Below are 24,456 nucleotides of genomic sequence, written 5' to 3'. Positions count from 1 at the left end.
GCGCATCAGGACGAACGAACCTCGATCAGCGATTCCAGGTGCATGCAGCGCAAAAACTCGCCGACCTGCCTTGCGCACTCGCCCCGTTCGACCTCGAACTCCGCCGTCAGCTCGTCGACCAGCCGGCCGACCGCGACCGGGGCGGCGATCAGCTCCCAGATCCGGCCCCCTACGCTGCCGAGATTGTAATACTTGCCGGTGCGCGTGCTGAACATGATCATCTCCCCGTTCATGTCGCTAACGATGCTGCCTTCCGCCTGTACAACCGTTTGTGCGTGATCGTTCCCGATTATGTTCATGCTCCCCGTTCCCCTCCCCTGGCAAAATGAATGATAGCCTCCGCTAGCTGCCCTGCCGTAAATCCTTCCGATGGCCGCTGCAGCCGGCAAACCTCGATCTGAGCTGCGATGCCGGCGGCCGTCCGGAAATGCCAGTCCTCCAGTCCGAGCCGCGGAATGAGCGTATTGCGGTACGTATGCTGCAGCATGACGCGCAGCCGATCCAGATTGTTCAGCTGCCTGACGCCGATCGTCCCCCGGTCCGACTTCGACAGCTCGAACGCGCCCGCCAGCGGCACGGGTTCGGAGCTGAATCGGGAAGCCACAGGCACGGCGAACTTCCCGGTCTCCCGGAAAATCGGACGGTACGGCCCGGTTTCCATGCCAAGTCCTTCGAGGCTTTCGCGCCACAGCTTCTGCTGCGGATAGGAAGGCAGGACGACGGGCTTGCCGTCAGCCAAGCCGACGGCCACTACATCGTCGCTGGCAAGCCGATGCCCCATGCGGACAAATGCCGCAGCCAGCGTGGACTTGCCGGCGCCCGATTCGCCGAGGAAGGCATAAGCTTTGCCGTCGATCACGACCGCGCTGCCGTGCAAGGGAAGCATCCCTCGAATCATGAGCAGCGCGCCCAGACAAGTACCGAGCAAATAGACGCGAACCTTCTCCCGATCCGCGCCGGGCAGCGGTGCAACGGCAATTCTTCTCCCCTCCTCAATGCTGTAAACGGCAGTTCCCGGAATGAGAAACAGGAACCGGCTGCCTTGGCGCGCGAACGCGAAGTTGCTGCCGCAGGCTTCCAGCTCCTCCCGCAAGCGGACCGGATCGGCCGTCTCGACTACAATATCCGCAGTCTCCCGCTCCGTCCCGTCGCCGGAAAGCGGCAGTTCGGGAAGCGGAATCCGGCTGGAGATACGCAGACCGAACGCCCGGTGAACCGTGGGACGTACGGCGATTTCCAAGTCATTCATCTTTTTTGCTCCTTTCTCGCCTATATAAAAGAAGCCCTTATACAGTCCGATGCGGACTGTATAAGGACGCGGGTAACACCGTAACGCTCCATTCAGCTCGGGCTGTAAATGTCCATATCTTCCGTCGTGACGAAGTCGATATTCGTCATGCCTTTCCCGTACATCGTTTCGCTGACGTTCAGCGTCTCGAGCGCCGGAACTTGCCATTCTTTTTTTGCGCAGTTTTCCATCTGAATCACCTCCCTTCATGCCAAGGCCGAATGCGGCCCGAATTTTTACGCGAACCGCTTGATGAACCGGTAGAGGATCAAGCTGCGCATGAGCAGCCTCATCTCCGGATGAAAAGCGAGCTCCGGGCGCGGCTCCTTCCCGATCCCGGCGGCAGCGGCCCGAATTCGGTCAACATGCAAGTAGCCGGAGACAGCCGAATCGGCGCAAAGCCGCTCCACTTCCTCGGTCAGACTAGGCCAGGAGGGAGCAACGCGATGCAGCCAGTCCGCTCCCTGAATGCCCCGCACGCGCTGATTGAGCCTGACTTCGTCGGGCAGCACCGACCCCGTCGCCCTGCGGATCAGCGCACGGTCCATCCCGCCCTGCACGTACTGCTCGACCGGCACCGCAAGGCAGAATCGGACGACCCGCAGATCGCAGGTCGGATCGCGCTCCCATACGCCGTACCGAAGCGACAGCTTCGTTGCCGTAGCACCGTTTTTGTTCGCCGCCGCCAGGCTGCCGAGCTTTTCCTTGCGAAGCGCGAACGGATTTGCGCCCGCAGAGCCGCCCGCGCCGCTTCGCAGTCTGGCGAATACGCCAGTCCGCTCGGCAAAGTCGGGATGAATGAGCATCCCCGGCAGATCGTTCTCCGCTGCCTGCTGCGAATGCCGGGCAAGAGCGGGGAAGGCCAGCCTGCCGATAGCCGGCAGCAGCCGTCTTCTGCCAATTCCCTTGTTCGCACCGTACAGCCGAAGCTCCCGCGAGAGCCGCAGCCACTTCATTTGTTTGAGAAGAAGCGCGTAGTAATCCAGGGCGGGTCCCCATGAGACCGTGAAATTGCCCCTCGCTCCGGTCAGCAGGATGCCCGCTCCCTGTCTGCCTGCCTGCTCGTGGATCCCTTTCAGCCAATACGAATTCTCGAAGAACTTGTAAGGCGTCTCGAGCAAATCCAGCCACTCGTCCACCTCGGTGAACGGGCTGATCCCCTCGAAGTCCAAGTACGTCTCCGCAATGTTGCCCACATGCCGGACCGTGGCTTGAATGAAGGGCCGCTCATCGGCTGCCGCGCTCCCCGGCGTCCAATCGGTAAAATCGGACGTTGGGACGCTGCTGTAAGCGTGCAGCGTCTTCCTTTCCTGCAGCAGCGCCCGCGCGGCGAAGCCGGCGACCGCTCCCGAGTCCAGGCCGCCGCTCAGCGTCGCCGCGACTTCGCGGAACGTGCGGAGTCTGCATCGCACAGCCTCCCCGAGCACGTCCCGGAACGCCTCCTCGTACTCGCCGTCCGACTTCAGCCGGAGCGGCCTGTCCGGCTCCAGCGTGCCGTAGCCGCGCAGAGATATCCGTCCGTCCGAGACGGCGATCGTATGGCCCGGCGGCACCTGCCGCACTTGACGGTACGGCGTCGCCCCGGCGTCGGTCGATTCGAACATCTCAGGGATCGCCATAAATTCCGCGAGCCACGCTTCGTCCAGCCGCTTCGCCGTGTCCCTCAGCGCAAACAGGGGCGCCATCGTTGTGCCGAAGGCGAAGCGCCGTTCCGTGCAGTGGTAGTAGAGGGAACGGCTGCCGAACAAATCCCGCGCGCCGAACAGCAGCCGGCGATGCTCGTCCCAGATCATGAAAGCGAAGTCTCCGATAAGATAAGCCGGCGCCTCCCGCCCCCATCTCCGGTAAGCGAGCAGAATCAGCTCGCTGTCCGTCATACTGGCGCGGCGGTCAGGCGGCACCTGCAGCCGTTCGAACAATTCCCGGCGATTGTCGAGAATCGCATCGGCCGCGATCCTAATCCGGCTGCCCGGATCGCCGTCCGGCATCCGCTCGGCGACGGATTCGGGCGTGATCCACCGAATGCGGCTGCCGAGAAATGCCGGCCCGCCGCTCCACGTCCGGACATCGTCTGCGACATACCTATGCATGGCGGCCATCATGGCTTCGCCGTCCGCGGCGCCCGCATCCTGCCCGTCGAACCGGACGAGCCCGGCCAGCGCGCTCACTTTTTCCCTCCGCCGACCATGTAGGCCGAGGCGAGCCGCGACAGACGGCTGCCGAAAGGAATAGCCGATTTCAGCCAGTCCGCCTTCCGCTTCATCGCATTCAACTGGGACCGGAGACGCCTTTGTTCCAGAATGCCGCTCTCCAGACGCTGTTCCAGCGCGCGGACGGTCATCTGCAATTGCAGCAATTGCGAATGCGAATCATGCGGTTGCCGAACGTCGTCGTCCACATCCGAAACTCTGCGCCCCGTCTTCGACGCAGCCGACAGCTTCTTCTCTCCGCCGGAGAAATCGGAGCGCATCTCGTAGTCCGCCTCCCAGCTGCAGCCGGTCGCCTCCGCCAACTGCCTTGCGCGCAGCGCCATCAGGCTGTCATCCGGCTCCTGCCCGAACCGGACGCCCGCCCACTTCTCCGCCTCTTCCAGCTGCTCGCCGTAGCCGAGCTCGACAAACACTCGCGCTCCCAGCATACGCCCGTACAGCTCTGCCTCTCGCTTCGTGAGAACATCCTTCCACGCATGGACGGAGTCCTCGTGCGGCGCGGCATGCTCGGCGACGTTCGGATCGCCGACGCCCATGCTGAAGTACAGCCCGGACTTCGAGGAGCCCATTCGCTCGCCGTAATTTTCCATCCCGTCCTCGTATTCCGTCCCCAGAAACCGGCATAAACCCGTCAGCTGTCCCCGGGGATCGGCGACCAGCTTCTCATAATGCAGCCGATAAGCGAAAGGGTCGGGCCGAGAAAAATAACGGCAGTATCGGAGCAGCCCAACCGTCAAATCGGCGGCTTTGATGTCGAATGCGGAGCTGCCCAACATTGCCGTCAAATCGGACGATCCTCCCCGGGACGAGCCTAGCTTCTTGTAGGAGGCAAGCACGGCAAAAGGATTGCGGATCAGCCAAATTCGCCGGGAGCGCGGAAACAAGGCGTCCAGAAACTCCAGCAAATAGTAGTATCTCGGCGACTTGTCGATGATCGTATCCGCGCCTCCGCCGCTGCGCAGCAGTCCGTTGTAAACTTGAAGCGCGAACGATCGGCACGCCTCCTCGAAAGCTTCCCCGGGAAGTACACCGTTGAAGAACCGGTCGAGAATCGCCCCGCCGCCGTAAGCGCGCCTTGGCGCCGACTTCAGATCGAGCAGGCTCATCAGAAACCACATTTCCTGGGTGGCGAACAGCTTGCTGTGATTTTGCAGCATCACCGTAGCCAGGGAGCTTCCGCTTCGGGGCGTACACAGCAGGAACGCCAAATTGTTGCCGTGCGCGTCGACCATCCGGGCTCCTCCTTCACTTTTTGCTGAAGTCGTAATAAAATTTCGGCCGTTCGCCGAGCATCACTTGGTAGATGACATCATTCGTCGCCTTCGCCGCCGCCAAATAGTCCTTGTAAGGACGGTCCGCGACATTGACGAGACCGGAATTGTAATGCTCGCCCCATTGCCCTTGCCAGTACCGTCCAAGCCCCGCCTGATCCACGTAGTTGAACACGTTGGCTCCGACCGTATAGGGCAGAACGGCCACTCCTTCCACATAGTTCCGATACCGCATGCCCCGCTGGAACTGATTCGCCGCCGAATTTTTGAGCAACGGCTCCAGCCCTTGCTCCGACGTGCCGTAGCCGAATTCGCTCATAAGGATCGGCTTGCCGCCCGACTTGACGAATACCTCTTGCAGCAGGTCGGGCTCCAGCTTGTACGTGTAATAATTGAGGCTGATCACATCGACGTATTTGCCTTCCGCTTCGGCGAGCATGCGCCGGACCGTCTCGTTGTGGAAGGTCGTCGTAATCCACCGGTCTCCGAGCAGCAGATGGTTCGGATCGTATTTGCGATACAGCCGCGAAACCGTGCCGAAGAAATCGTCGAGATAGGCGGCGAAGAAGGCGTCCATATCGCGCCAAGCAGGAGACGCCTTGAGCGTCAGCGCCGAGTCCTTCATCTCGTCGAACGATTTGAAGCTCGTCTTCCAAGCGGCATTGAACGCTTCCACGGTGACGTATTTCCCTTTCAGCGTCTCGACGAGCTTCCCCTTGATCGCCGCCGAGCTCGCCTTCAGCTTCGGAACGTCCGTATAAAATCGATGAAAGTCGAACTCATTGCCAATAAAATAGCCGACCAGCATCGGATCGTCCTTGTGCGGGGCGACCGACTGCGCGAACGCCTGATCCAGCTTCGCTTCGGCATTCGGAGCATAAATGTCGAAGATCGACAAACCGTCCAGCCTCGCCCAGCTCATCCCTTCCAGCGGCAGCATCCGGTAGTAGGGGAATCGTCCTTCTTCGCCGTACTTTTCGGGCGAATAGGCTCCGATGGCGTTAAATCCCCATTTTTGCAGCCTCCCGATCGCTTCGGCGTAGATGTCGGATTCCGTAGAAAAGCGGCCGGTTTTGAGATACTTGTTCGCCACAAAGAACGAAAAATTGTCCGTCCCGAGATAAGCCGGCTTGTATTCCCCTGCATAGGGAGGCACGTGTTCGAACTTCGTCTCCCTTCCCTTGATCAAGGAATACGTCTCCTGGGCCGTCACCCCGTTGACCGCCAGACTGAAATACAAATTCCCTTCGGGCGTCGTCATCACCGGTCGTCCGCCCATTTGCCGTATGCCGTAAAATCCGGTTGCCGTCCAGCCGTATTTGACCGCGCTGCCCGCGAGTCCGCCATACTTGTCGCGGTCCCGGGGCGGGGTTAAGCTTCCGTAATAATCGGCGTCCGCCTTCGCGTCGGCAGCAAGCTGCGCCTCGCCGGTCACTTTGCCGGCGAACTTCGCCGTCTCCATCTGCCCGAACCGGTCGACCTGCACGTCGCTGCTGGCGTTGACCGAATAGCTGCGCAGCGGGCTCGGCAGCAGGCCGTCCTTGACCGCGTATGTTTCCAGCTGATTATAGCCTTGCAGCCGAATCGGACCCGTGTAAGGAACGTAATCCTCGTTCTTGTTCAATCGGTAATAGATGCGAGCCCCGCTCGTCGCCGAAGACATCTCCGCCCGAACAACGTTACCGCTTCTGGACGAAGCGAGCGTAACGGACGCCGTCGTCCTGTTAATCGCTAACTCCGATAGCTGCGGCGTCCAAGCTTTGGCCGTTCCTCGCAGCTCTATTTTCAAAAACCGCGTACCTGTCGGCAAAGACGAGCTTTCGTACGAATACGGCTGCCAGTTGCTCTCGGGATAACCGGACGGATAGCCGTCCGCAACGATCTCTTCGTACCGTTGGCCGTCGGGCGAGGCGTAAAACCGGAGCTTCTCGAACGGCTGCCCGGTAAAATAAAAGCTGCGCGCCGCAAAGGAGGTCATGTCGTAATCCGTTCGGTACAGCAGCATGCCCCCCGACGTCGTGGCGCGAGCCGCCCGGCTCCCGTCGTTGTCGAAGTAGACGGAATCGTTCTGCGCCAAGTACAGATTGGAGCGAACGGCGGTTTTCCCGAAGTCGTCCAGCGGATCGGACAAGCCGGGCGGCTGGGGCGTCAGCGGATACGGAACATACGTGTAGGTCGACACTTTGCCGCCGGTTTCCTGGTCCGCTCCCGACAAAGCGGCTTCCGTCGTCTTCAGCGTCGTGTAGCTGACGATCGGAATCGGCGAGCCGTATCGCTTGCGGGTCGGGGAAGTGCGCGGATCGCTTCCATCCGTCGTATAGTACACGACGCTGTCGCTCTCCTCCGACGCCCGGTTCAGCATGATCATGCTGCCGTACAGAACCGGACCCGACGTCTTGCTCGCGCCCGCGGTTCCGGGTCCGTTCAGCACCGCCTTTCCGATCGCGGGAGTCGTACCCGAGCCGGCTTCGCCGCCTGTGAACGCGATTTTCAAATACTTCGTGCCGCTGGGGAAGCCCCTCGATTCATAGACGGCGGCAGGCGGATCTCCCCGGTCTCCCCCGTCTTCATGCAGATCCGGCGTCACGCTCCGGTACGTCTTGCCATCGGCCGAGATCGAGAACCGGAGCCGCTCGAAAGCTCGGTCCGCCGTTCCGTACGCATAAACAGCGAAGGAACGAAGAGAGCTCTTCGCCCGGTAGACGATGTATCCGCCGGATGCGCCGACGCTTGCGACGCGCGACGAATCCCGGGAATCGGCCGGGTTCGTCTGCAAGATTAGCGTGCCGGAATGCTCATATACCCGCTTCCAATCCAGAAGCTCGTCGACTTCAAGCTCGTAGCCGGGACTGTTGCCCTGCGTATGCGACGGGGCCGCGATTGCCAGCAGTCCGTAAAACAGGAGCAAGGCAGCTTTTTTTCTCACGATGATTCGCTCCTCCCGCGCCCGTCCTTCAGTACTGGAGAATCGGCATTTCCTCCCTGACCCCCTGATTCAGGCTCGGACGGCCGATGGAATAATAGATGAACGCCGTTCCCGCCAAATCCTCTTCGCTGAACACATTGCGGCCGTCAATCAAAATCGGCTTTCGCATGACCTTCTGCAGCCGCCGCAAATCGGTCCGGGCGAATTCCTCCCATTCCGTCAGCAGACATAGGGCGTCCGCTCCGGCAGCAGCTTCGGCCGCCCCGCCGCACCAGTCGACGCCGCCGTCCCCGTACAAGCTTCGGAAGTTCGCCATAGCGACCGGGTCGTAAGCTTTCACCCGAACGCCGCTCTCGACCAGATGCCGAATAATTTCAAGCGCAGGCGATTCCCGGACATCGTCCGTATCCGGCTTGAAGCTCAGCCCCCATACCGCGACCGTCTTCCCCCGCAGCTCCCCGCCGAAGATCGTCTCCAGCTTCCGCAGCATGCGCAACCGCTGGTCCCTGTTCACCTCCACGACCGACCGGAGCAATTTGAATTCATACTCGACATGGCCCGCGATCTGAATGAGCGCCCGCGTATCCTTCGGAAAGCACGATCCGCCGTAGCCGATGCCCGCCCGGAGAAACGCCGGACCGATTCTTCGGTCGAAACCCATTCCCTCTGCGACTTGGGTCACGTCGGCGCCTACCTTCTCGCAGATGTTCGCGATTTCGTTGATAAACGATATTTTCGTAGCCAGAAAAGCGTTGGACGCATATTTCAGCATCTCCGCGCTGCGCAAATCCGTTATCATAATCCGGTCGGTGAGCGGCCGATGCAGCTCCGCGACCTTCTCCGCCGCAGCGCCGGAATCGGAGCCGATGACGATCCGGTCCGGCTCTAGCGTATCCTTGACGGCCGTCCCTTCCCGCAGAAATTCCGGCAGCGATACGCTGTCGAACGGCTCGTCCGTCCGGCCGCGGATCAGATCGCGCACCCGTTCGTTCGTACCGACGGGAACGGTGCTCTTCACGGCGACGATCGTATAGCCGTTCATTGCCTCCCCAATCTCGGCGGCAGCGCTGTCGATGTAGGAGAGATCCGCCTCGCCGCTAGGCAGCGGGGCGTGCCGACCGCGATGACGACAAGGTCCGCGCCGCGGACAGCCTCATGCAGCTCGCTCGTATAGCGCAGTCTCCCGGCTGCGGCATTCCGCACCGACAGCTCCTGCAAGCCCGGCTCGTAGATGGGGATGCCGCCTCTTCGCAAGGCGTCGATTTTGGATGGATCTTTGTCGACGCATACGACCGAATGCCCGAGCTCCGCATAGCAGATACCCGATACGAGCCCGACGTAGCCGGCGCCAATAACCGCAATGTTCAACTGGATCCCTCCTATGTCTTGCAAAGTTGGACGATTTCGTCCCATTCAAGCTCAAGCCGGACGATATCCTCTTCGATCAGCAGCGTTCCCGTCTGCACCTCGACGATTTCGAGATCGGTATCCGCCCGCACGCTATGTCTCGCTTCCTTCGGGACCAGCAGCACGTCCCCGGCCGATACGGCAAGCTGCCGCCCGTCCAGAACGACGCTTCCCCGGCCGGCTACGACCGTCCATACTTCGTCGCGGAGACTATGATACTGATAGCTCAAATTGCGGCCGGACGCGATGAAGATCCACTTCGTCAGCACTTCCCGTCCGTCCGGATAGGTGCGGTAATCCAACACCCGGTATCGGCCCCAGCGCCTCTCTTCGTACATCGGACGCTGCTCCGAATGCTTCAGCATTTCCTTGACCAGCGGAGTAAGCGCTTTGTCCGCCACGAGGATGCCGTCGGGACTCGCCGCCACGATGACGTCGGACAAGCCCAGCACGGCTATCGGCACCTCCAGCTCGTTGATGACATGCGCGTTCTTCGTTCGTTCCGAGATCATGCCTTTGCCGATCAATGCCGTATCGATCTCCTCGGTGAGCGTGTTCCAGGTGCCGAGATCCTTCCAGTCTCCGTCATATCGGACCGCCGCGATCCGATTCGCTTTCTCGACCACTTCATAATCGAAGCTGATCTGCGGAAGCGAGCCGTACCGTTTGCGCATCTCCTCGTAATGGATCGGAAGTTCCTGCGCGATCAAAATGTTGATGAGCAAGTCCAGCTTGAACGCAAACACGCCGCAATTCCAAAGCGCGGCCTCCCGGATCATCGCCTCCGCTTCCTCCTTGCCGGGCTTCTCGCGGAAGCCGCGAACCCGGGCGAACGGCCGGTCGGAGCCTTCCTCCGGATATGGAAGAATGTACCCGTACTTCTCCGAAGGGTACGTCGGCTGGACGCCAATCAGCGCAAGATCGGCTCCGGACGTCTCAAGCGCGCCCTCCAGCCGTTCCAGTTGGCGGAAGAAATCGCCGCTGACATAAGAATCGACCGGCATGACGACAATCGTCTCATTAAGGCTCACGCCCTCCATCGCATATAGATACGTCGCCGCGAGGGCGATCGCGGGAAACGTGTCCCTTCTCTCCGGCTCGGCGATCAAGCGAATGTCGTTTCCCAATTGGCCGCTGATGATCTCGACCTGGGCTTTGCCCGTTGCCACGTACGCATGCTCCCGCAGCCCGGCCTCGCCGATCTGCCTCCATACCCGCTGGATCATGGACTCTTGCCGTCCGGCCGGATCTTTGAGCACTTTCAGAAATTGCTTCGACCGGGAATCGTTGGACAGCGGCCACAAGCGTTTGCCCGAGCCGCCCGACAGAAGAACGATCTTCATAATTTCCCTCCACTTTGCTTATTCGCCGGCTCGGCCAGCAGCCTTGCGGATGCAATGCCCTGAGTCCAGGTTCGGAAATAGCTGGCGTTTTTGCCGTAGGCGTTGTCGATCAGCACGTTCGGCTTGTCCATGAGGCAGGACAGGATATGGCCGTGAAGCCTTGACGTTTGGACGGTGCGGTAATGCCCGAACCGGTCGACCGCCTTTTTCACGAGACGATCGGTGTATCTGCTCCAGATTTGGCCGACGGGCAGCTTGCCCTTTCCTTTGCGCAGCACGCCCGAGAAGACGCGGATCGTCCGTTGCTCCGTCCGGCTGTAGAGCGTCGACCAATCCAGGCAATCCCCTGTGCCGGAAGCTTCCAGCCGGTCCTGCCCGGCCGTCTTCTCGATGTCGGTGCGGAGAAAGCGAAGCAGCTCCTTGTCCGGATCGGTCCGGCCGCGGATCGGCCACAGCTGATGCGCCATGTCCGGCGACAGATAGACGCCGCAGCGCCCGAACTTGTCCCTCGCCATGTCCAGCGAAAGCGTATCGCGGACGTACAGATGCACGTCGGGATGCCGGTTCAAAATCGCCGCCGTCCGCTCGAACTCGCGAACGTCCTTGTAAAAGATCGTCTGCGGAAGCATGACGACGCGGTTCCCCGGGTAGTCGGCTACAACCTTCTCCCGCAGCTTCTGGTGCGCCGGGTACAAGTCCCCGAAGTTGCCCCCGCCGTGCAGCACGAGAATATGATCCTTCGGGACGGCCAGACCGTCCGGAAAGTCCAGGACGCTGAACCTCGCCCTGACCCGTATGCGGTTCTCCTTGAAAAAAGCCTCGGTCCCCTTCATGATCAACAGATCGCCGCCGTTGCCGTGAACCGGATAATCGATATAATAGATATCCGATCCGGGCGGCAGTACGTTCAGTATCAGCCGAAGCCGATTTTTCAGCTCATCCATCGGATGTGCCGTCGATACGGTTTGCATCCTCTCGTCTCCTTCGCGCGTCAATCGTACTCGTCCTATCGGCCGTTCCCTTCACAGGGTCCAGCTTACGTTCTCCCGGACGACTTTCGCCGGGACTCCCGCTACGAGCGTGCGGGCGGGCACATCCTTCGACACGACCGCCCCGGCCGCCACGACGGCGCCCGCGCCAATCGTCACGCCCTTCAGAATGGTCGCCCGGCTGCCTATCCACACATGGTCCCCGATGACGACCGGCCGCGTCGGCTCCGTTCCCTCGATCGCATGGTAGTCGGTGTCCGTAATGGTGACATCCCAGGAAATCGCGCAGTGGCTGCCGATTTTCACATGCCGCTTGCACATCACTTCGCTTCTCCGGTTCAGAAACGTATGGTCTCCAATCTCGATGACAGCCGTCTCCGAATCCAGATAGAATCCGATATTGCGGTAGAGGATGACGTGGCTCCCGATGACGAGCCGGGCGCGCCGCGCCTTCGACACCTGCACGGCGCCGCATACTCTAAGCAGCCTCCCGCACCGGTCGGTCTTCCTTCTGAACAGCGCCCCGAGGAAAAGCCGGTAGCCGTATTTCACATAATCCCTAACGCTTCTGCCGCGCAGATGCATACGAGCATGGCCGTCCTTCCCTTTCAATTGTCAGGTTTGCGTTGCCCGCTTCAGACGATCTGCCAGAAAGCGCCAATCTCCTTTGTCGAACAGAACGCCGGAGATGGGCGCCTTGAAAACAATCTTCATCGCCGCGAGCGTAATCAGAATCCGGCTGAAAGCCCCGAGCAGCATCGCCAGCGCGATGCCGTTCAGACCGTATGCCGGAGCGAGCGCAAAGAGCAGCCCAACCGTCAGCGCAAGGGCAATCGCTTGCCTCATCGCCACCAGGCCGGGGCGCCCCAGCGCATTGAAGGAGGACGCCAAAATCCACGACCCGCCTCCTACGATGCATTCCAGCGAGAGCAGGCCGAACGCCGTCCCCGCCTCCAGGAACGGCTGCCCGAACAGCAGGCCCAGCAGAAAGCGGCCGATGAGCAGGCCGGGGACGAGCGCAACAAGCATGAGCAGCAAGGAGAGCCGGAACGCCCGGCATACCGTCGCCACGATCCTCTCCGGGGCGAGTCCGGTCACCTTTGGAAAGACGACGTTGGAGACGGCCGTCTGAACGATGTTGAATACGCGGGACAGCGTGTACACGACCGAATAAAGCCCGAATTCCCTCGGTGCCAGCAGCGCCAAAATAATCAGCTTGTCGCATTGCGCATACAGCGTGCCGAGCAGCTCGACGCCGTACACCCTCCCGCCGTAGCCGAACAGCGACTTGATCGCAGCCCGGTCCGCGAACCGCCCGAACCAGCCGACGGTCAGCTCCCGCTTCAGCCGGAGCAAGGACCAGCAGACGACAGCGAGGCTGGTACAGAAAAAAACAAGCGCGGCGGAGCCTTGGCTAAGTACTCCGCACGCCCACAGAGCCGCGAGGCCGAGCAAATTGCTGAGGGGCACGTACACCCTCAAGCCATTGTAAAGATTGAAGTTCTCCATGCTCTGCGCGAGCGCCGACAGCAGGCCAACCGCCAGCAGCAACGGGAGCGTGGCAACGGTATACCACTGGGCGATGCGGACGATAGAATCCGAGTAATTGCCCATCCAGAAGGGAAGGCAAAACCAGGCTGCCGTCCCGGCCAGCAAGCTGACAGGCAGCTGGAACAGAAACCCCGCCCGGATATAGTCCGCGCCCTGCGCCGGATGCGACTTCCGATTAAAGATGAGCGATGTCGGCAGCCCGAAGCTAAGCGCTCCGGCCAATAACCCCGGCCAGAACAAAATCGCCGAAAACTCGCCTTTACCCGTTACGCCGAACAAGCGCGCCGTCACGATGGAGGTTGCCGTGCTCAGAACCATAATGATCAAATTGGCGGCGCTCGTCCGCACGATGGCGGTCATTGCGCCCCGTCCGGTCCAGACGCGTCCGATCTTGAGCGGGTTGACCATCGTGCCCAGCAGCCTTAACCGCGAGATGACCTTCATTGGTACGTCCTCAGCACGCCGCTGATGAGCCCGTTATTGTAGGCGATCCGGCTGACGTTGCGGAACACCCGCCGCTTGTCGTACAAAATCGGAATCGAAAGCAGTACGAAGATTGGCACCTTCAGCAGCGATTGCAGGAAGAGGCCTCCTTTGCGCTTCGAGCTGACCGCCCGGCTCACCCCTTGCCAATAAATGCGGCGCAGCAACCACTTCCGGCTGATCCGGCTGCGCGGAATTTTGTGCAGCACCGAGGCATGCGGCGAGTAATAGACCGAATACCGGGTACGAATACGTTCGATCAGCTCGGATTCCTCGCTCGAAAGCAGATTGCCTCCTACCCGGCCGAGGTCTTCCCGGAACGGGGCCGTCGTGTCGAACACCGATTTGCGGAAAGCGACATTGGCGCCGAACGGTATGGCGGGCCTCCGCATCTCCGCGATGTCGTCGGCATAATCGAGAATCGTGTAGAGGGAACGGTTTTCCGGAGACAGCCAATGCGGCGCCTCCCCTTCCCACGCGGGCTCGATTTTGCCGCCGACGCACCCGATCCGCGGGTCTCTGTCGAACACGGAGACGATTCCTTCGATCCAATCGGCGGAAGCGACCGCATCGTCGTCCAGAAATAGCACATATTCGCCCTTCGCTTCGCGAATCGCGCGATTCCGGGCAACGGAGAGTCCCAACCGCTCTTCAAAAATGTAATGAACCGGAAAGCGGACAGTTTGCCGGAATTCCAGAACGGTTTGCGCGGTCCGATCGGTGGAGCCGTTGTCCACGACGATCACTTCGAATTGATCTTTGAACCGCTGCTGCACCAGACTAAGAAGCGCCTCCAGCAAATCCGCGGCCCGGTTGTGCGTACAAATGGCTACCGACGCTCTCATGCATTCACCTCTTGCGGTATCGAACCGGCATAGACGCGCAGCATCTTGCCCGCGATCCGGTCCCAATCCAGTTCTCCAAGCTTGGCCGAAATCCGCTTCTCCGCTTCCTTCCTGTCCATATTCATAGAATCGCGAAGCGCCTGGCGCAGCCCGTTCGGATCGTCGGGGTCGTACAGCACGCCGCATCCTTCGGACACGTACTCGCCGAGCGAGCCGATTCTTGGCGCGACCACCGGTTTTTTGTAGGACAGGGCCAGAATGGCGCTGCCGGACGTCGTAATCTGCTTGTAGGGCAGCACGACCGCATCGGCGGCCTGCAAGTAATCGGCCAGCTCGCCATCGTCCACAAAATGCGGATGCACCTTGATCGACCCGTTGCCCTTCCCGCCGATAAAATCGAGGCTGTACCCCGCATCCGCCTGCCCCGCGATCAGCAGGGCTCCCGCTTCGGACGAAAGCGACGAATAAGCTTCGACGAGCCGATCCACGCCCTTGTAAGGATTGATCCGGCCGATGAACAGAAAGAGAAAGCGGTCGGCCGGGATGCCGAACCGGGATCGGATATCCGTACCCCTGCCGACGTAAGCGTCCACATAATGACCATGCGGCGTAACGACCAGCTTGTCCTCGCTCGCCCCGAACGCGGCGGCGGCTTCCCGCCTGACCGATTCGCTCAACACGAACGCCGAATCGCAGAGACTCAGCAACCGCTTGCGCATAAAAGAATCCCAGCGCGTCTTGCCGGTATGCGGCCAAATGTTGTGAATCGTCCAGAACAGCCGCACGCCCATGCCCTTGTAAACAATGAGCAGCACCATAAAAAACAACGACTTCGCTACCGTAATCGGGAAAACGGAGCCTTGATACGTATAGCTCGGCCAATGCAGATGGACGATGTCTCCCCTGCCCGGCTTGAACAGCGATCTGCGGCCGTAATGGACGACGCGCTGCCCGCGCCGCTCGATCGACCGGGCTAGAAGCGCTGTATACTTGTTGTGCGGATTGTCCTTCGGCCACATATAGACGGTCGGCTCGCTCATCTAATGCACCTGCCCGTAAGCGGCCTCGGCCGCATAATCGCTTCCGGAAATCAGCGTCCGGGCGTACAAATCCAGATGCTTCTCAAGAAGCGAAGTCTGAGTGAACTTGCCGCAATGCTCCAAGCATGACGCCTGAATCCGTCTCTTCTCGTCGCCGGACAGCGCGTGAAACGCCACTATTTTGTTCCGGATGGCGGCAACGCTCCCAGGCGGGAACAAAAATTCGTCCGGGTTCCAGACGGCATCGGGAATGCCTCCTACTTCGGAAGCGTACACCGGCGTGCCGACCTGATAGGACTCGATGATGACTCGTCCGAACGGCTCCTCCCAGACGGAGGGGACGAAATTGACATCCGCCTGCGCCATCATGCTGCGGGCTTCCGCCGGTTTGACTTGACCGGTGAAAAAGATGCGGCCGTCATGTCGGCAGCTGTCCGCCAGCTTCGCCCTCAGACTCCCTTCCCCGCAGATTATCGCCTGTTCCACGACGGCTTCGGGAAGCGACAGCACCGCTTCGATCAGCTCGGGAACGCCTTTCTCCGGCTCGATTCGTCCGAAGTAGCCGATGCGGAGCGGCTTGCGGTCGAACTCTTTGCCGCCGCTTGCCGCGATCTTCCCCACCACCGCATTCGGGATAACATGCCTCGCCGCTCCCCGGAACAGACCCGCGTCCGTATGGCGCTTCAAAATATGCGACGAAATGCCGACAACCGCCGCTACCCGACTGCTGAAGCCGCCGGAGGTCAGCGCGTACAGCCGCGACAGCGCCGGATTCGAGATCGGCGAGCTAACCGGCGAGAGCAGCGAGTAATCACGCAGCGTATGCACGATCGGAACGCCGAGCGAAGCGGCGGCCGTCCAGACGGCGGCGCCGAAGCCGGACAAATTTTGCGTATGAATCAGATCCGGCCGGATCGCTTCCAGCCGTTCCTTCACGGCCCCGATCTGCCAGGGATTGTACAGATCGACCAGCCTGCGGGCCGTCTTTGCCAGCACTCCGCGCCGCCGCTTCGCTTCGCCGATCCAGTACAAATTGTTGTGCGGCAGCCGATGCACGGTAACGCCGCCAATCTTCTCTTCCAAGACGCCGTCCGTCCGCTTCTGTCCTCCCAGCGTGATGACATGCACATCCGCTGCGGAGACGAGCGCTTCCGCCAATATTTGCGTGGAAATCTCAGCCCCGCCGATAATGTGCGGCGTATACAAACTGTTCATAATGACGATTTTCATGCGGTACGTCTCAACTCCCTCCCGTTCTGCGTATCCCATTCGGCTGCCCGGACGGCCGGCCGATCTTCGAAAAATCCGCCCCGGATCCATCCGATCAGCAGCCAGAAGTTCACAAAGGAATAGGAATCGAAATTCATGACTAGCGCAACGCATAAGGCATATGCGAATTGAGCGTAAACGCTGCCGCGCGAGCTTCGAAACGCCGCGACCATGAACCCGAGGAACAAAAAAGCGCCGACGAGCCCTTCCTCCGCGAACAGCTTGGACCATAAATTGCGCGATGTCGCCATTTCCGGATGATCGTTAACAAGGTTGCTTACTTCGGTGAATTTAAGGCCGTATTCAAAATGCCGAACGAGCAGGTCTGCGAACTCCCGATAATAAAATCCGCCTCCGACGCCGAATATCGGATGATGCGCAAACTCCATCATGCCGATGGCCGGAAAAACGACACGAATAAAAAAGGAGTTGTCCGCCCGGATTAAATGGCCGAAGTCGAATTGAAACCGGTCCGTAAAATAGCCGCTGACGCTCAGCGTCTCCAGCAAAAAGGGTACGCCTACCGCGACAACCAGAACGATCCCGGCGAGCGCGAGAAACATTCGGCCGCGATGCCTGTTCGCGATAAGGACATAGATCAGCAGCGCGGTCAGCAATACGCTGTAGGCGTATGCCGAGAACGACAGCACCAGCAGCAGCGCGGTGCCGATTAGCGGGACGAGCGTCAGCTTCCGGTAACCTTCCTTGTACAGATAGAGCAGCAGCAGCCCTCCGCTCAGCAGATGAATGCCGGCCCACGAAGGCTCCCCCGACAGCATTTGAATCCGCCCGCGATACACCTTCTCCGAGAAAAGCGCCGTCAGCGTACCAGACAAGCCGCTGTGGAGCACATAGGCGTCCAACATCTGCAGCAGTCCGACCGCCAGCGGCGGGACGAGGCCGATCAGCAGGCTGAGGACGATCTGTCTTCGCAGCGCGGGATCCAGCTTGGACTGTTCGGCGATGTAGACGGACACCCGGTACATCGACAGTCCGAACAGCAAGGTGATCGCGTGCTTGACGCTGCTGCCGGTCTCCCCGTAGCCGACGGACGCCAGCAGCGAATGCCCGATGCTGTACGCCGCGAAAATGAGCAGCAGCGTGTCCCCCGGGCGGAAACGGAATCCTGTAAAGAAAAGCAGCAGCGAGGCGGCAAACATCGGAAACATGGCAAGCGGGCGATAGACCGAAAAATGAAAGTACGGCAAGCTGTCGTAGGTAATGACTGCCAGCGAGAACAGAAACAGGGCGACGATCGCCGTGCGTACGACGTCTATCGGCTCTGCGCGTTCGGCCTCTAGGATAAGATCAGCTCCATATTTTGGCGGGTGGCGGAGCCGCTGAACCGGCGGGTCACATATCGGATGGAATTGCCCGATATGCTGTCGTTCGTCTCCCGGTCTCCCATCAGGAGCAGCACGTCCCGCACCATCTCCTCCTCCGAGTCGCAGACGAACAACTCCTCCCCATGATTCGCGTCCAGCCCCTCGCTCCCGATCCGGTTGGTCACGACCGGCACCCCCCAGGACATCGCCTCCAAAATTTTCGTCTTAATGCCGGTGCCGAACAGCAGCGGCGCAATCATCAAAGCGGAGTCGCTGACGACCCGTTTGACGTCGTCCACTTCGCCGGTCACGACGACGCCCGGATATTCGTCCTGCAGGCGCCGCACTTCGGCGGTCGGGCTTTTGCCGACGATATAGAAGACGGCTGCCGGCATCTGGCGCTTGATTTGGGCCAGATCCGCTCGCAGAAATAAACGGCGGCGGAGCTGTTGTGCGGAATGTCCATCTTGCCCACAAACACGAGCTTGTTTTTGTCGTACCGGCGCGAGCCTTTCGGTTGCGCGTCAGGCTCGACTTTCATCGGTATGCCGTGGCAGGACTCGTGACGGGTCGCTTTCCGGAAATGGTGAGCTTCGGCAGGGGAAGTAAAGATTAAATGATCGAAGAGGGGAGCCACCTTTTTTTCATAGCGGGCGAGCATCCCGCTTTCAAAGGCGATCAGCCATTTTTGCACGAACTTCAAATCCGCAAAACGCTTCAGGCTGCGAGGAAGCTTGTTCGAGAAGCCTCCGAGCACGGACGGAATGTACTGGAACCAATCGAGCTGGCGCCGATAACGCAGCGACAGCAGATCGTCGTAGCTAAGCACCTTCCTGCCCTTGCCGTCCGACCAATATTCCGCCACCCTTACCATGTCGTACATCACGAAGTCCGGACTTTCCTTCCGTATGAAGTCCCGGATTTGCCGATGCGTCTTCCGGCTGTAATAAACGGATACCTGCAGCGGCCATCTTCGCCGGATCAACGAATGAACGAAAATGTTGTAAATCTTCTCGGCCATGCCCGGAAGGCTCAGCCGTATGAGCCGGCCGATCTCCTTCGGCCGGTGCTCCAGATCCTTCGGTTCGTCCACGAACGACAAATTGACGATCTCGCTTTCGGGATAAATCTCTTTCATATGCCGGATATATTGCAGCAGCATATTTTTGCGTCCGTCCGTGCCGGGGAAAGGCAGCCTGTTCGTAATAAACACAATTTTGTTCATCTGTCGCCACCCCATCGGTTAAAAAGCGTCTTTGGCTCCAAGCAGCAGCTTGAAGGTCCGGAAAATAATCTTCAAATCCCCCCGAATGCTTCTTTGCCGGATATATTCCAGATCAAGCTCCACCATCTGTTCAAAGCTGAGACGATTGCGGCCGTTGACCTGCCACAACCCCGTGCAGCCCGAATTAACCGTCAGCCGAAGCTTGTCGTACTCTGAGTATTGCGCCACCTCCCTCGGCAGCGGCGGCCGTGGGCCGACCAGCGACATTTCGCCTTTCAGAACGTTGATGAGCTGCGGGAGCTCGTCGATGCTCGTCTTCCGGATGAACTTCCCGATACGGGTAATGCGCGGGTCCTCTTTCATTTTGAACATCGCGCCTTTAATCTCGTTCTTGCCCAGCAGCTCTCCGAGCTTCTGCTCCGCATCCGGCACCATCGAGCGGAACTTGATCATCCTGAACGGTTTCGCATGCTTGCCGATACGGGTTTGATAGAACAAGACGGGAGCCCTCGGAGCTTCCAGCTTGACAAGCGCAGCGACGACGGCAAATACCGGAGAGAGCAAGATAAGCCCGCACAGGGCGCCCATGAAGTCCATCGCCCGTTTGGCGGGCGCATAGAAGGTTCGATGGCTGCCGCTTTGCGCCGCAAGCCGCTTCGCCTCGAACTCTACCATCCTCGCGACAACTTCCCGATCATACCGCAGGGCCATGGCGTCCACTCACTTTCTCCCGCCAGAGCAGCTGCTCCAGCTGGTCCATTAGACGGAATTTAAGCTCATCGTTGCGCAGCGCGAAATCGACCGTCGTCATAATGTATCCGAGCTTCTCTCCGACATCGTAGCGCATGCCTTCGAAGTCGTACGCGTATACGCCAAGGTCTTCGTTCAGCTTCTGGATCGCATCGGTCAGTTGAATCTCGCCGCCCGCCCCTATCTCATGCCTGCCCAAGTATTCGAAAATTTCGGGAGTCAGCACGTAGCGGCCCATGATAGCCAGGTTGGACGGAGCCTGCCCCTGCGGTGGCTTCTCCACAAATCGGTTAACCTTGTAAAGCCTTCCGCGCTTCTCGATCGGATCCAATATGCCGTAACGGTTCGTCTGATCCGTGCCGACGGCTTGAACGCCGATGACCGATTTGCCGGTCTGCTCGTACTGTTCGATCAGCTGCCGTGTGCACGGCGTATCGGATTGCACGATGTCATCGCCCAGCAGCACCGCGAACGGCTCGTTGCCGATGAAGCTGCGTGCGCACCATACGGCATGTCCCAAGCCTTTGGCCTCTTTTTGCCGAATGTAGTGAATCTCGACGTTGGACGACTGCTGAACTTTGCGCAAAATGTCGAATTTCCCTTTCTCCTCCAGCGTGTGCTCCAGCTCGAAGGCGATGTCAAAGTGATCTTCGATCGCCCGTTTTCCTTTGCCCGTAACGACGATAATATCTTCGATTCCGGATTCGATCGCTTCTTCCACGATGTACTGAATCGTCGGCTTGTCGACGATCGGCAGCATTTCTTTCGGCATCGCCTTGGTGGCGGGCAGAAACCGAGTGCCCAGTCCGGCCGCGGGAATAATCGCTTTTCTCACTTTTTTCATGCGCTCTCACCCCATCCGTTATCTTTACATTGCAAAGGGCATCGAACCCAACCTCACGCTACACCCTTGACGATTAACGTCTAAGGTCAGTTGACCCACAGCATAGCCGAGTGCCTCCGGTGATAAAGGAGCAGGAGACATTTCCTTCCCTTGCGGGATCGATGTACAGATTAGCGGCCGATCCGATTGAATACCGCGCCGACTATTCGCGCCCGGCCGGATTCCAGCGTTTCCTTCGCTCTGGCGGCCGCCTCGAGCTTCGTCTTGCCTCGCCGAATAACGAGCACAGCGCCATCGCATTTGTCGGCCACGATCAGCGCATCCGCAGCGACCGTCATCGCCGGCGTATCGAGAATGACGATGTCAAAGCTTGTTTTCGCTTCTTCGAGCAAAACGTTCATCGCTTCCGACTCCAGCAATTCGGACGGATTGAGTGGAATCGGACCGGAGCAGATAACGTGAAGATTGGCGAATTCCGTCTGCTGGAGCACTTCGCCGATTCCGGCGCGCCCGGCAAGCGCCGTGCTTAGTCCCTTGTCGTTCTGCAGCTCGAAAATCCGGTGTTGATCGGGCTCGCGCAAATCCGAATCCAGCAGCAGCACCCTACGATTGGCCTGGGCGTAAGCGATCGCGATATTGGCGGATGTCGTGCTTTTTCCTTCGCCGGGCTCGGCGGACGCGATCGCGATCGTCTTCACCTTGCCATCCCGATTGGACAGCTCGATGCCTGTTCTCAGTCTGCGGTACGATTCGGCGACGTCCGACTTCGGATTCGTTCCGGCAATCCGGCCTCGCTTACGCATCCAACGTGACATTTTTCTCCCTCCTCGCCCTGTACGCCGTCTTGTCGCGATCGTCGGGGCCGGCCAAATCCCGTCTTCTTATTTTTGGAACGTCCGCCAGCAGAGACATGCCCAATCTGACGCGTACATCGTGCTCAGCCTTGACCGAATCGTCGATATGATCGAGCAGAAAAGCGATGCCGGTTCCGATCATCAGCGACAGGACGAATGCAATCATGACGTTCTTCGTTGTGCCGGACGATGCCGTTTCCCGCCGATCCGACGGGTCGGCCCAGCTCAGGACAGACACATTGTCCAGACGCATCAGCGTGCGGACTTCCTGTTGAAATACTTTGGAGACGGCGTTCGCCAGCTTCGCTGCCCGCTCGTAGGAGGCGTCGGCGGCGACGACTGTCATGATTTGCGTCTCGCTTACGGATGTAATGCCGATTTTGGCGCCGAGCTCGCCTTTGGTCGTATGGAGGTCGGGATAATCCGCAACGACCTTGTCCAAAATTCGGGGCGTCATAATCAGTTGCTTGAAAGTTTTGATCAGCAAAATGCTGGAATTGATGGCTCCGGCGTCGGGCACCGTCTTGTCGGAGGTCTCGTTCGGATACACCATCAGCTTCGTCGTAGCTTGGTAGACCGGTCTCACATAATGACTGGTGTAATAACCGACGGCCGTACAGCTGACAATCGCTATCAGCGCGATCAGCCACAGCCTCTTCCGGACGACGCTCCAATACCGTTGTAATTCCAAACCGCTTCCTCCGATGCTGAATTTGTTTGGAGAGCTGCTAATTAATGTCAGAATTTTCTGATTAATATTTCGACAGCCGATTCCTTTTCTTGCCCTCTGTCTCTATCTGTTTTAATTGTAAGTTGCCGGAGTGTCCTAAAACTATTACGCGGCAGGATGATTTTGCTTCCTCTCCGGAAGCACATCACCCTGCCGCGTTAGTGGCTATTGATATTACACTTTCGTACCATGCGATGATTAAACGGAGCTTCCGTCCGCCCGTTTGTCCGGAGGCGAATAGTCGCCCATTCCTTGCGCTTGAGCGAACAGGGCCGCCTGCGTACGGTCGTTCAAATTCAGCTTTTGAAAAATACGGCTTACATGCTTCTTGACCGTAAATTCGCTGATAACCAGCTTTTTCGCCAACGCGCCGTTGGACAGTCCTTCTCCGAGCGCGCTAAGCACCTCTTTTTCCTTCGGAGTAAGCTTCTCAAGCGGATCGTCCGCTTCCTTGCGGAGCAGCGTGTCCAGAAAGCTTTGGTCGAAGTATTTGCGCCCCCGGCCGATCATCCTGACGGCAAGCAGCAGCTCCTCCGGCGGCGCATCCTTGAGAACATAGCCGTCGGCGCCGCTTTCCTCCGCTTTGCGGATGTCCGCTTCCGAAGCGGAGGAAGTCAGCATCATGAAATAACACGGAAGATGGCGGATCGTCCGCACCAGATCGTAGCCGGACTCTCCGCCCAGCCGAATATCCACGATTACGAGATCCGGCTTTGTTGTCTCGATCAGCGCCAGCGCTTCCTGAATCGTCTCCGCTTCGCCGGCCAGCTCGATCCCGTCTTCTTTGGCCAATACGGCCGACAATCCTTTACGAACGAGAGGATGGTCATCCACAATGACGATTTTCATGCAATCACCCGTTCTTCAAAGTTTGACCTCGTTCATCGCGGGCTTGATCCAGCGGCAGCCGAACGACAATTCGCGTTCCGCTCCCGACGCTGCTGTCGATCTGCAGATTTCCTCCCAGCGAAGAAGCGAGTGCCTTCATGTTGTAAAGCCCGAACCCCGAATCCTTCTTGCTTGGCGGCCGAGAGTCCATGTCGAATCCTTTTCCGTTGTCCGCGATCCGAAGCGTGACCGAGCAGCGCCTGAGAGTCAGCTTGACATCGATGATGCTGCTCGCGCCGTGCCGGATGGCATTGCCGACCGCTTCGGCAATGGTCCGGTATAAAGCTTTCTGGTGATGGATGGGCAGGCGGCGGTCGGAGTCGGCAGTGCGGAAACGAATTCGGACGCCGTTCAGCTTGGCCTGGCTGGCAAGCAGCGATTCGACGCCATGAATCCAGGACACGCCGCCTTTCTCCGACAAGCTCAAATCGTAAATCGTCGCGCGCAGCTCGCGAGTAGCCGCAGCAGCCGCTTCTTGAATTTCCCGCAGCTGACCCAGCTTCTGCTCCTCCGTCATGCCGCTCCAGTCCTCCTCGACGGAATGGACGGCGCAGGCGATGCCGAACAGATGCGGACAAATGCGATCGTGGATTTCTTCCGCAATCCGGTTTCGCTCCTCCAAAAGAACATACGGTTCAAACTCACTCTGAATGGCCATCCCGTTCATCACCTTTCCAGCTTGAATTATGAGAGGCTTCCAATCTTCCCGTCATCTTCCCCCATTTCTGTCTCTCGGGTGTTACTTTCAACATACCGCGCGGAATTCGACATGGACATACTCCGGGAGTACCGATTTAAGAAGAGGGATTTGGACAGGGTTGTTTGCGACCTTGGTCTTAATCTTCGAAATCGCAGAAAAGTCATTAAACCCAGAAAAATACAAGGAAATCCGATTAGAACGATGCTATTCAGGTAATTGGAATGTGCGTAATCGATTTCAATATATTTCCACTTTTGATTCGGTTAAAAATAGTCCAATAGGAGCTATGGCCTATAAAATCCGATATGAGGACGAGACCGGATTTAAAATTTATTCTCATAATAAGAGTAAGTCTGTATTTATTAAGCGTTTTCATTTTTATTTGAAGATGATGCCTAGTATTTCAAAAGCATTGAAGAACCTGACATGAATGAGAAACATGAGAAAAAAAGGACAATTCTTCAACAGCTATTTACCGCTGTCGAAGGATTGTCCTTATCCTGTTGCCGAGATGACGT

At 59.0% G+C, this 24,456-nt stretch carries 22 protein-coding genes and 1 pseudogene; all 23 read right to left on the bottom strand.

The genetic code is table 11. The features are described from left to right. Nucleotides 1–5: 5 nt before the first annotated feature. Complete coding sequence (locus D3H35_RS00850; protein WP_119147366.1) at nucleotides 6–299, bottom strand: lasso peptide biosynthesis PqqD family chaperone; 294 nt, start codon at nucleotides 297–299, stop codon at nucleotides 6–8. Next, complete coding sequence (locus D3H35_RS00845; protein WP_325049973.1) at nucleotides 296–1,249, bottom strand: aldolase; 954 nt, start codon at nucleotides 1,247–1,249, stop codon at nucleotides 296–298. Before D3H35_RS00845 ends, D3H35_RS00850 begins: the two co-directional genes overlap by 4 nt. A gap of 92 nt (nucleotides 1,250–1,341) precedes the next feature. After that, the gene (locus tag D3H35_RS00840; RefSeq protein WP_119147365.1) at nucleotides 1,342–1,479 is read right to left on the bottom strand and encodes a paeninodin family lasso peptide; all 138 of its coding nucleotides are present in this window, start codon (nucleotides 1,477–1,479) and stop codon (nucleotides 1,342–1,344) included. A 45-nt stretch (nucleotides 1,480–1,524) separates the two neighbouring features. Then, complete coding sequence (locus D3H35_RS00835; protein ID WP_119147364.1) at nucleotides 1,525–3,456, bottom strand: asparagine synthase-related protein; 1,932 nt, start codon at nucleotides 3,454–3,456, stop codon at nucleotides 1,525–1,527. Beyond that, nucleotides 3,453–4,730, bottom strand: a complete 1,278-nt coding sequence (locus D3H35_RS00830; protein WP_119147363.1) for a sulfotransferase family protein — start codon at nucleotides 4,728–4,730, stop codon at nucleotides 3,453–3,455. The genes D3H35_RS00835 and D3H35_RS00830 overlap by 4 nt, the downstream gene beginning before the upstream one ends. 13 nt (nucleotides 4,731–4,743) lie before the next feature. Then, entirely contained in the window at nucleotides 4,744–7,695 is a 2,952-nt protein-coding gene (locus D3H35_RS00825) for a chitobiase/beta-hexosaminidase C-terminal domain-containing protein (RefSeq protein WP_233567674.1), read from the bottom strand. 28 nt (nucleotides 7,696–7,723) lie between these two features. Beyond that, a pseudogene (locus D3H35_RS00820) lies at nucleotides 7,724–9,063 on the bottom strand (UDP-glucose dehydrogenase family protein). Between the two features lie 11 nt (nucleotides 9,064–9,074). Further along, nucleotides 9,075–10,445 (bottom strand): sugar phosphate nucleotidyltransferase, encoded by a 1,371-nt coding sequence (locus D3H35_RS00815; protein ID WP_119147361.1) that lies wholly within the window; start codon nucleotides 10,443–10,445, stop codon nucleotides 9,075–9,077. Next, complete coding sequence (locus D3H35_RS00810; protein WP_119147360.1) at nucleotides 10,442–11,416, bottom strand: polysaccharide pyruvyl transferase family protein; 975 nt, start codon at nucleotides 11,414–11,416, stop codon at nucleotides 10,442–10,444. Before D3H35_RS00810 ends, D3H35_RS00815 begins: the two co-directional genes overlap by 4 nt. 51 nt (nucleotides 11,417–11,467) lie before the next feature. Then, on the bottom strand, nucleotides 11,468–12,019 hold the full coding sequence (locus D3H35_RS33910) for an acyltransferase (protein WP_147355691.1): 552 nt from the start codon (nucleotides 12,017–12,019) through the stop codon (nucleotides 11,468–11,470). Nucleotides 12,020–12,049: 30 nt separating this feature from the next. After that, on the bottom strand, nucleotides 12,050–13,429 hold the full coding sequence (locus D3H35_RS00800) for a lipopolysaccharide biosynthesis protein (RefSeq protein ID WP_233567673.1): 1,380 nt from the start codon (nucleotides 13,427–13,429) through the stop codon (nucleotides 12,050–12,052). Then, the gene (locus D3H35_RS00795) at nucleotides 13,426–14,313 is read right to left on the bottom strand and encodes a glycosyltransferase (protein WP_119147359.1); all 888 of its coding nucleotides are present in this window, start codon (nucleotides 14,311–14,313) and stop codon (nucleotides 13,426–13,428) included. The genes D3H35_RS00800 and D3H35_RS00795 overlap by 4 nt, the downstream gene beginning before the upstream one ends. Continuing rightward, on the bottom strand, nucleotides 14,310–15,353 hold the full coding sequence (locus D3H35_RS00790; protein WP_119147358.1) for a glycosyltransferase family 4 protein: 1,044 nt from the start codon (nucleotides 15,351–15,353) through the stop codon (nucleotides 14,310–14,312). The genes D3H35_RS00795 and D3H35_RS00790 overlap by 4 nt, the downstream gene beginning before the upstream one ends. After that, nucleotides 15,354–16,583, bottom strand: coding sequence for a glycosyltransferase family 4 protein (locus D3H35_RS00785; protein WP_158593880.1), 1,230 nt, complete (start codon nucleotides 16,581–16,583; stop codon nucleotides 15,354–15,356). After that, nucleotides 16,580–17,791, bottom strand: coding sequence for an O-antigen ligase family protein (locus D3H35_RS00780; RefSeq protein WP_119147397.1), 1,212 nt, complete (start codon nucleotides 17,789–17,791; stop codon nucleotides 16,580–16,582). Before D3H35_RS00780 ends, D3H35_RS00785 begins: the two co-directional genes overlap by 4 nt. A gap of 128 nt (nucleotides 17,792–17,919) precedes the next feature. Then, nucleotides 17,920–18,342 (bottom strand): glycosyltransferase family 4 protein, encoded by a 423-nt coding sequence (locus tag D3H35_RS31780; RefSeq protein ID WP_233567672.1) that lies wholly within the window; start codon nucleotides 18,340–18,342, stop codon nucleotides 17,920–17,922. Beyond that, nucleotides 18,255–19,172 (bottom strand): hypothetical protein, encoded by a 918-nt coding sequence (locus D3H35_RS00775; RefSeq protein WP_233567671.1) that lies wholly within the window; start codon nucleotides 19,170–19,172, stop codon nucleotides 18,255–18,257. Before D3H35_RS00775 ends, D3H35_RS31780 begins: the two co-directional genes overlap by 88 nt. Nucleotides 19,173–19,190: 18 nt before the next feature. Next, the gene (locus D3H35_RS00770; RefSeq protein WP_119147396.1) at nucleotides 19,191–19,847 is read right to left on the bottom strand and encodes a sugar transferase; all 657 of its coding nucleotides are present in this window, start codon (nucleotides 19,845–19,847) and stop codon (nucleotides 19,191–19,193) included. A gap of 19 nt (nucleotides 19,848–19,866) precedes the next feature. Beyond that, on the bottom strand, nucleotides 19,867–20,766 hold the full coding sequence (gene galU / locus D3H35_RS00765; protein WP_119147356.1) for a UTP--glucose-1-phosphate uridylyltransferase GalU: 900 nt from the start codon (nucleotides 20,764–20,766) through the stop codon (nucleotides 19,867–19,869). Nucleotides 20,767–20,936: 170 nt separating this feature from the next. Further along, nucleotides 20,937–21,581, bottom strand: a complete 645-nt coding sequence (locus D3H35_RS00760; protein ID WP_119147355.1) for a CpsD/CapB family tyrosine-protein kinase — start codon at nucleotides 21,579–21,581, stop codon at nucleotides 20,937–20,939. After that, complete coding sequence (locus D3H35_RS00755) at nucleotides 21,562–22,311, bottom strand: YveK family protein (RefSeq protein WP_158593879.1); 750 nt, start codon at nucleotides 22,309–22,311, stop codon at nucleotides 21,562–21,564. The genes D3H35_RS00760 and D3H35_RS00755 overlap by 20 nt, the downstream gene beginning before the upstream one ends. 237 nt (nucleotides 22,312–22,548) lie before the next feature. Beyond that, nucleotides 22,549–23,199 (bottom strand): response regulator, encoded by a 651-nt coding sequence (locus D3H35_RS00750; RefSeq protein WP_119147353.1) that lies wholly within the window; start codon nucleotides 23,197–23,199, stop codon nucleotides 22,549–22,551. A gap of 4 nt (nucleotides 23,200–23,203) precedes the next feature. Beyond that, on the bottom strand, nucleotides 23,204–23,896 hold the full coding sequence (locus D3H35_RS00745) for a sensor histidine kinase (protein WP_158593878.1): 693 nt from the start codon (nucleotides 23,894–23,896) through the stop codon (nucleotides 23,204–23,206). Nucleotides 23,897–24,456: the final 560 nt, after the last annotated feature.

It is taken from the genome of Cohnella faecalis (genome assembly GCF_003570905.1).
In the GTDB taxonomy this organism is placed as follows: Bacteria; Bacillota; Bacilli; order Paenibacillales; family Paenibacillaceae; genus Cohnella; species Cohnella faecalis.
The sequence above is the reverse complement of the archived record's forward strand: the minus strand, read 5'-3'. Positions and strand labels throughout refer to the sequence as shown.

What these genes read in the sequence shown, in the direction of transcription:
- galU (WP_119147356.1), bottom strand. Translation starts at nt 20,766, where the DNA reads ATGAAAAAAGTGAGAAAAGCGATTATTCCCGCGGCCGGACTGGGCACT.
- D3H35_RS00800 (WP_233567673.1), bottom strand. Translation starts at nt 13,429, where the DNA reads ATGAAGGTCATCTCGCGGTTAAGGCTGCTGGGCACGATGGTCAACCCG.
- D3H35_RS00830 (WP_119147363.1), bottom strand. Translation starts at nt 4,730, where the DNA reads ATGGTCGACGCGCACGGCAACAATTTGGCGTTCCTGCTGTGTACGCCC.
- D3H35_RS33910 (WP_147355691.1), bottom strand. Translation starts at nt 12,019, where the DNA reads ATGCATCTGCGCGGCAGAAGCGTTAGGGATTATGTGAAATACGGCTAC.
- D3H35_RS00795 (WP_119147359.1), bottom strand. Translation starts at nt 14,313, where the DNA reads ATGAGAGCGTCGGTAGCCATTTGTACGCACAACCGGGCCGCGGATTTG.
- D3H35_RS00785 (WP_158593880.1), bottom strand. Translation starts at nt 16,583, where the DNA reads ATGAAAATCGTCATTATGAACAGTTTGTATACGCCGCACATTATCGGC.
- D3H35_RS00760 (WP_119147355.1), bottom strand. Translation starts at nt 21,581, where the DNA reads ATGTCACGTTGGATGCGTAAGCGAGGCCGGATTGCCGGAACGAATCCG.
- D3H35_RS00750 (WP_119147353.1), bottom strand. Translation starts at nt 23,199, where the DNA reads ATGAAAATCGTCATTGTGGATGACCATCCTCTCGTTCGTAAAGGATTG.
- D3H35_RS00815 (WP_119147361.1), bottom strand. Translation starts at nt 10,445, where the DNA reads ATGAAGATCGTTCTTCTGTCGGGCGGCTCGGGCAAACGCTTGTGGCCG.
- D3H35_RS00745 (WP_158593878.1), bottom strand. Translation starts at nt 23,896, where the DNA reads ATGGCCATTCAGAGTGAGTTTGAACCGTATGTTCTTTTGGAGGAGCGA.
- D3H35_RS00810 (WP_119147360.1), bottom strand. Translation starts at nt 11,416, where the DNA reads ATGCAAACCGTATCGACGGCACATCCGATGGATGAGCTGAAAAATCGG.
- D3H35_RS00775 (WP_233567671.1), bottom strand. Translation starts at nt 19,172, where the DNA reads ATGAACAAAATTGTGTTTATTACGAACAGGCTGCCTTTCCCCGGCACG.
- D3H35_RS00840 (WP_119147365.1), bottom strand. Translation starts at nt 1,479, where the DNA reads ATGGAAAACTGCGCAAAAAAAGAATGGCAAGTTCCGGCGCTCGAGACG.
- D3H35_RS31780 (WP_233567672.1), bottom strand. Translation starts at nt 18,342, where the DNA reads ATGCCGGCAGCCGTCTTCTATATCGTCGGCAAAAGCCCGACCGCCGAA.
- D3H35_RS00850 (WP_119147366.1), bottom strand. Translation starts at nt 299, where the DNA reads ATGAACATAATCGGGAACGATCACGCACAAACGGTTGTACAGGCGGAA.
- D3H35_RS00770 (WP_119147396.1), bottom strand. Translation starts at nt 19,847, where the DNA reads ATGGTAGAGTTCGAGGCGAAGCGGCTTGCGGCGCAAAGCGGCAGCCAT.
- D3H35_RS00845 (WP_325049973.1), bottom strand. Translation starts at nt 1,249, where the DNA reads ATGAATGACTTGGAAATCGCCGTACGTCCCACGGTTCACCGGGCGTTC.
- D3H35_RS00780 (WP_119147397.1), bottom strand. Translation starts at nt 17,791, where the DNA reads ATGTTTCCGATGTTTGCCGCCTCGCTGCTGCTTTTCTTTACAGGATTC.
- D3H35_RS00790 (WP_119147358.1), bottom strand. Translation starts at nt 15,353, where the DNA reads ATGAGCGAGCCGACCGTCTATATGTGGCCGAAGGACAATCCGCACAAC.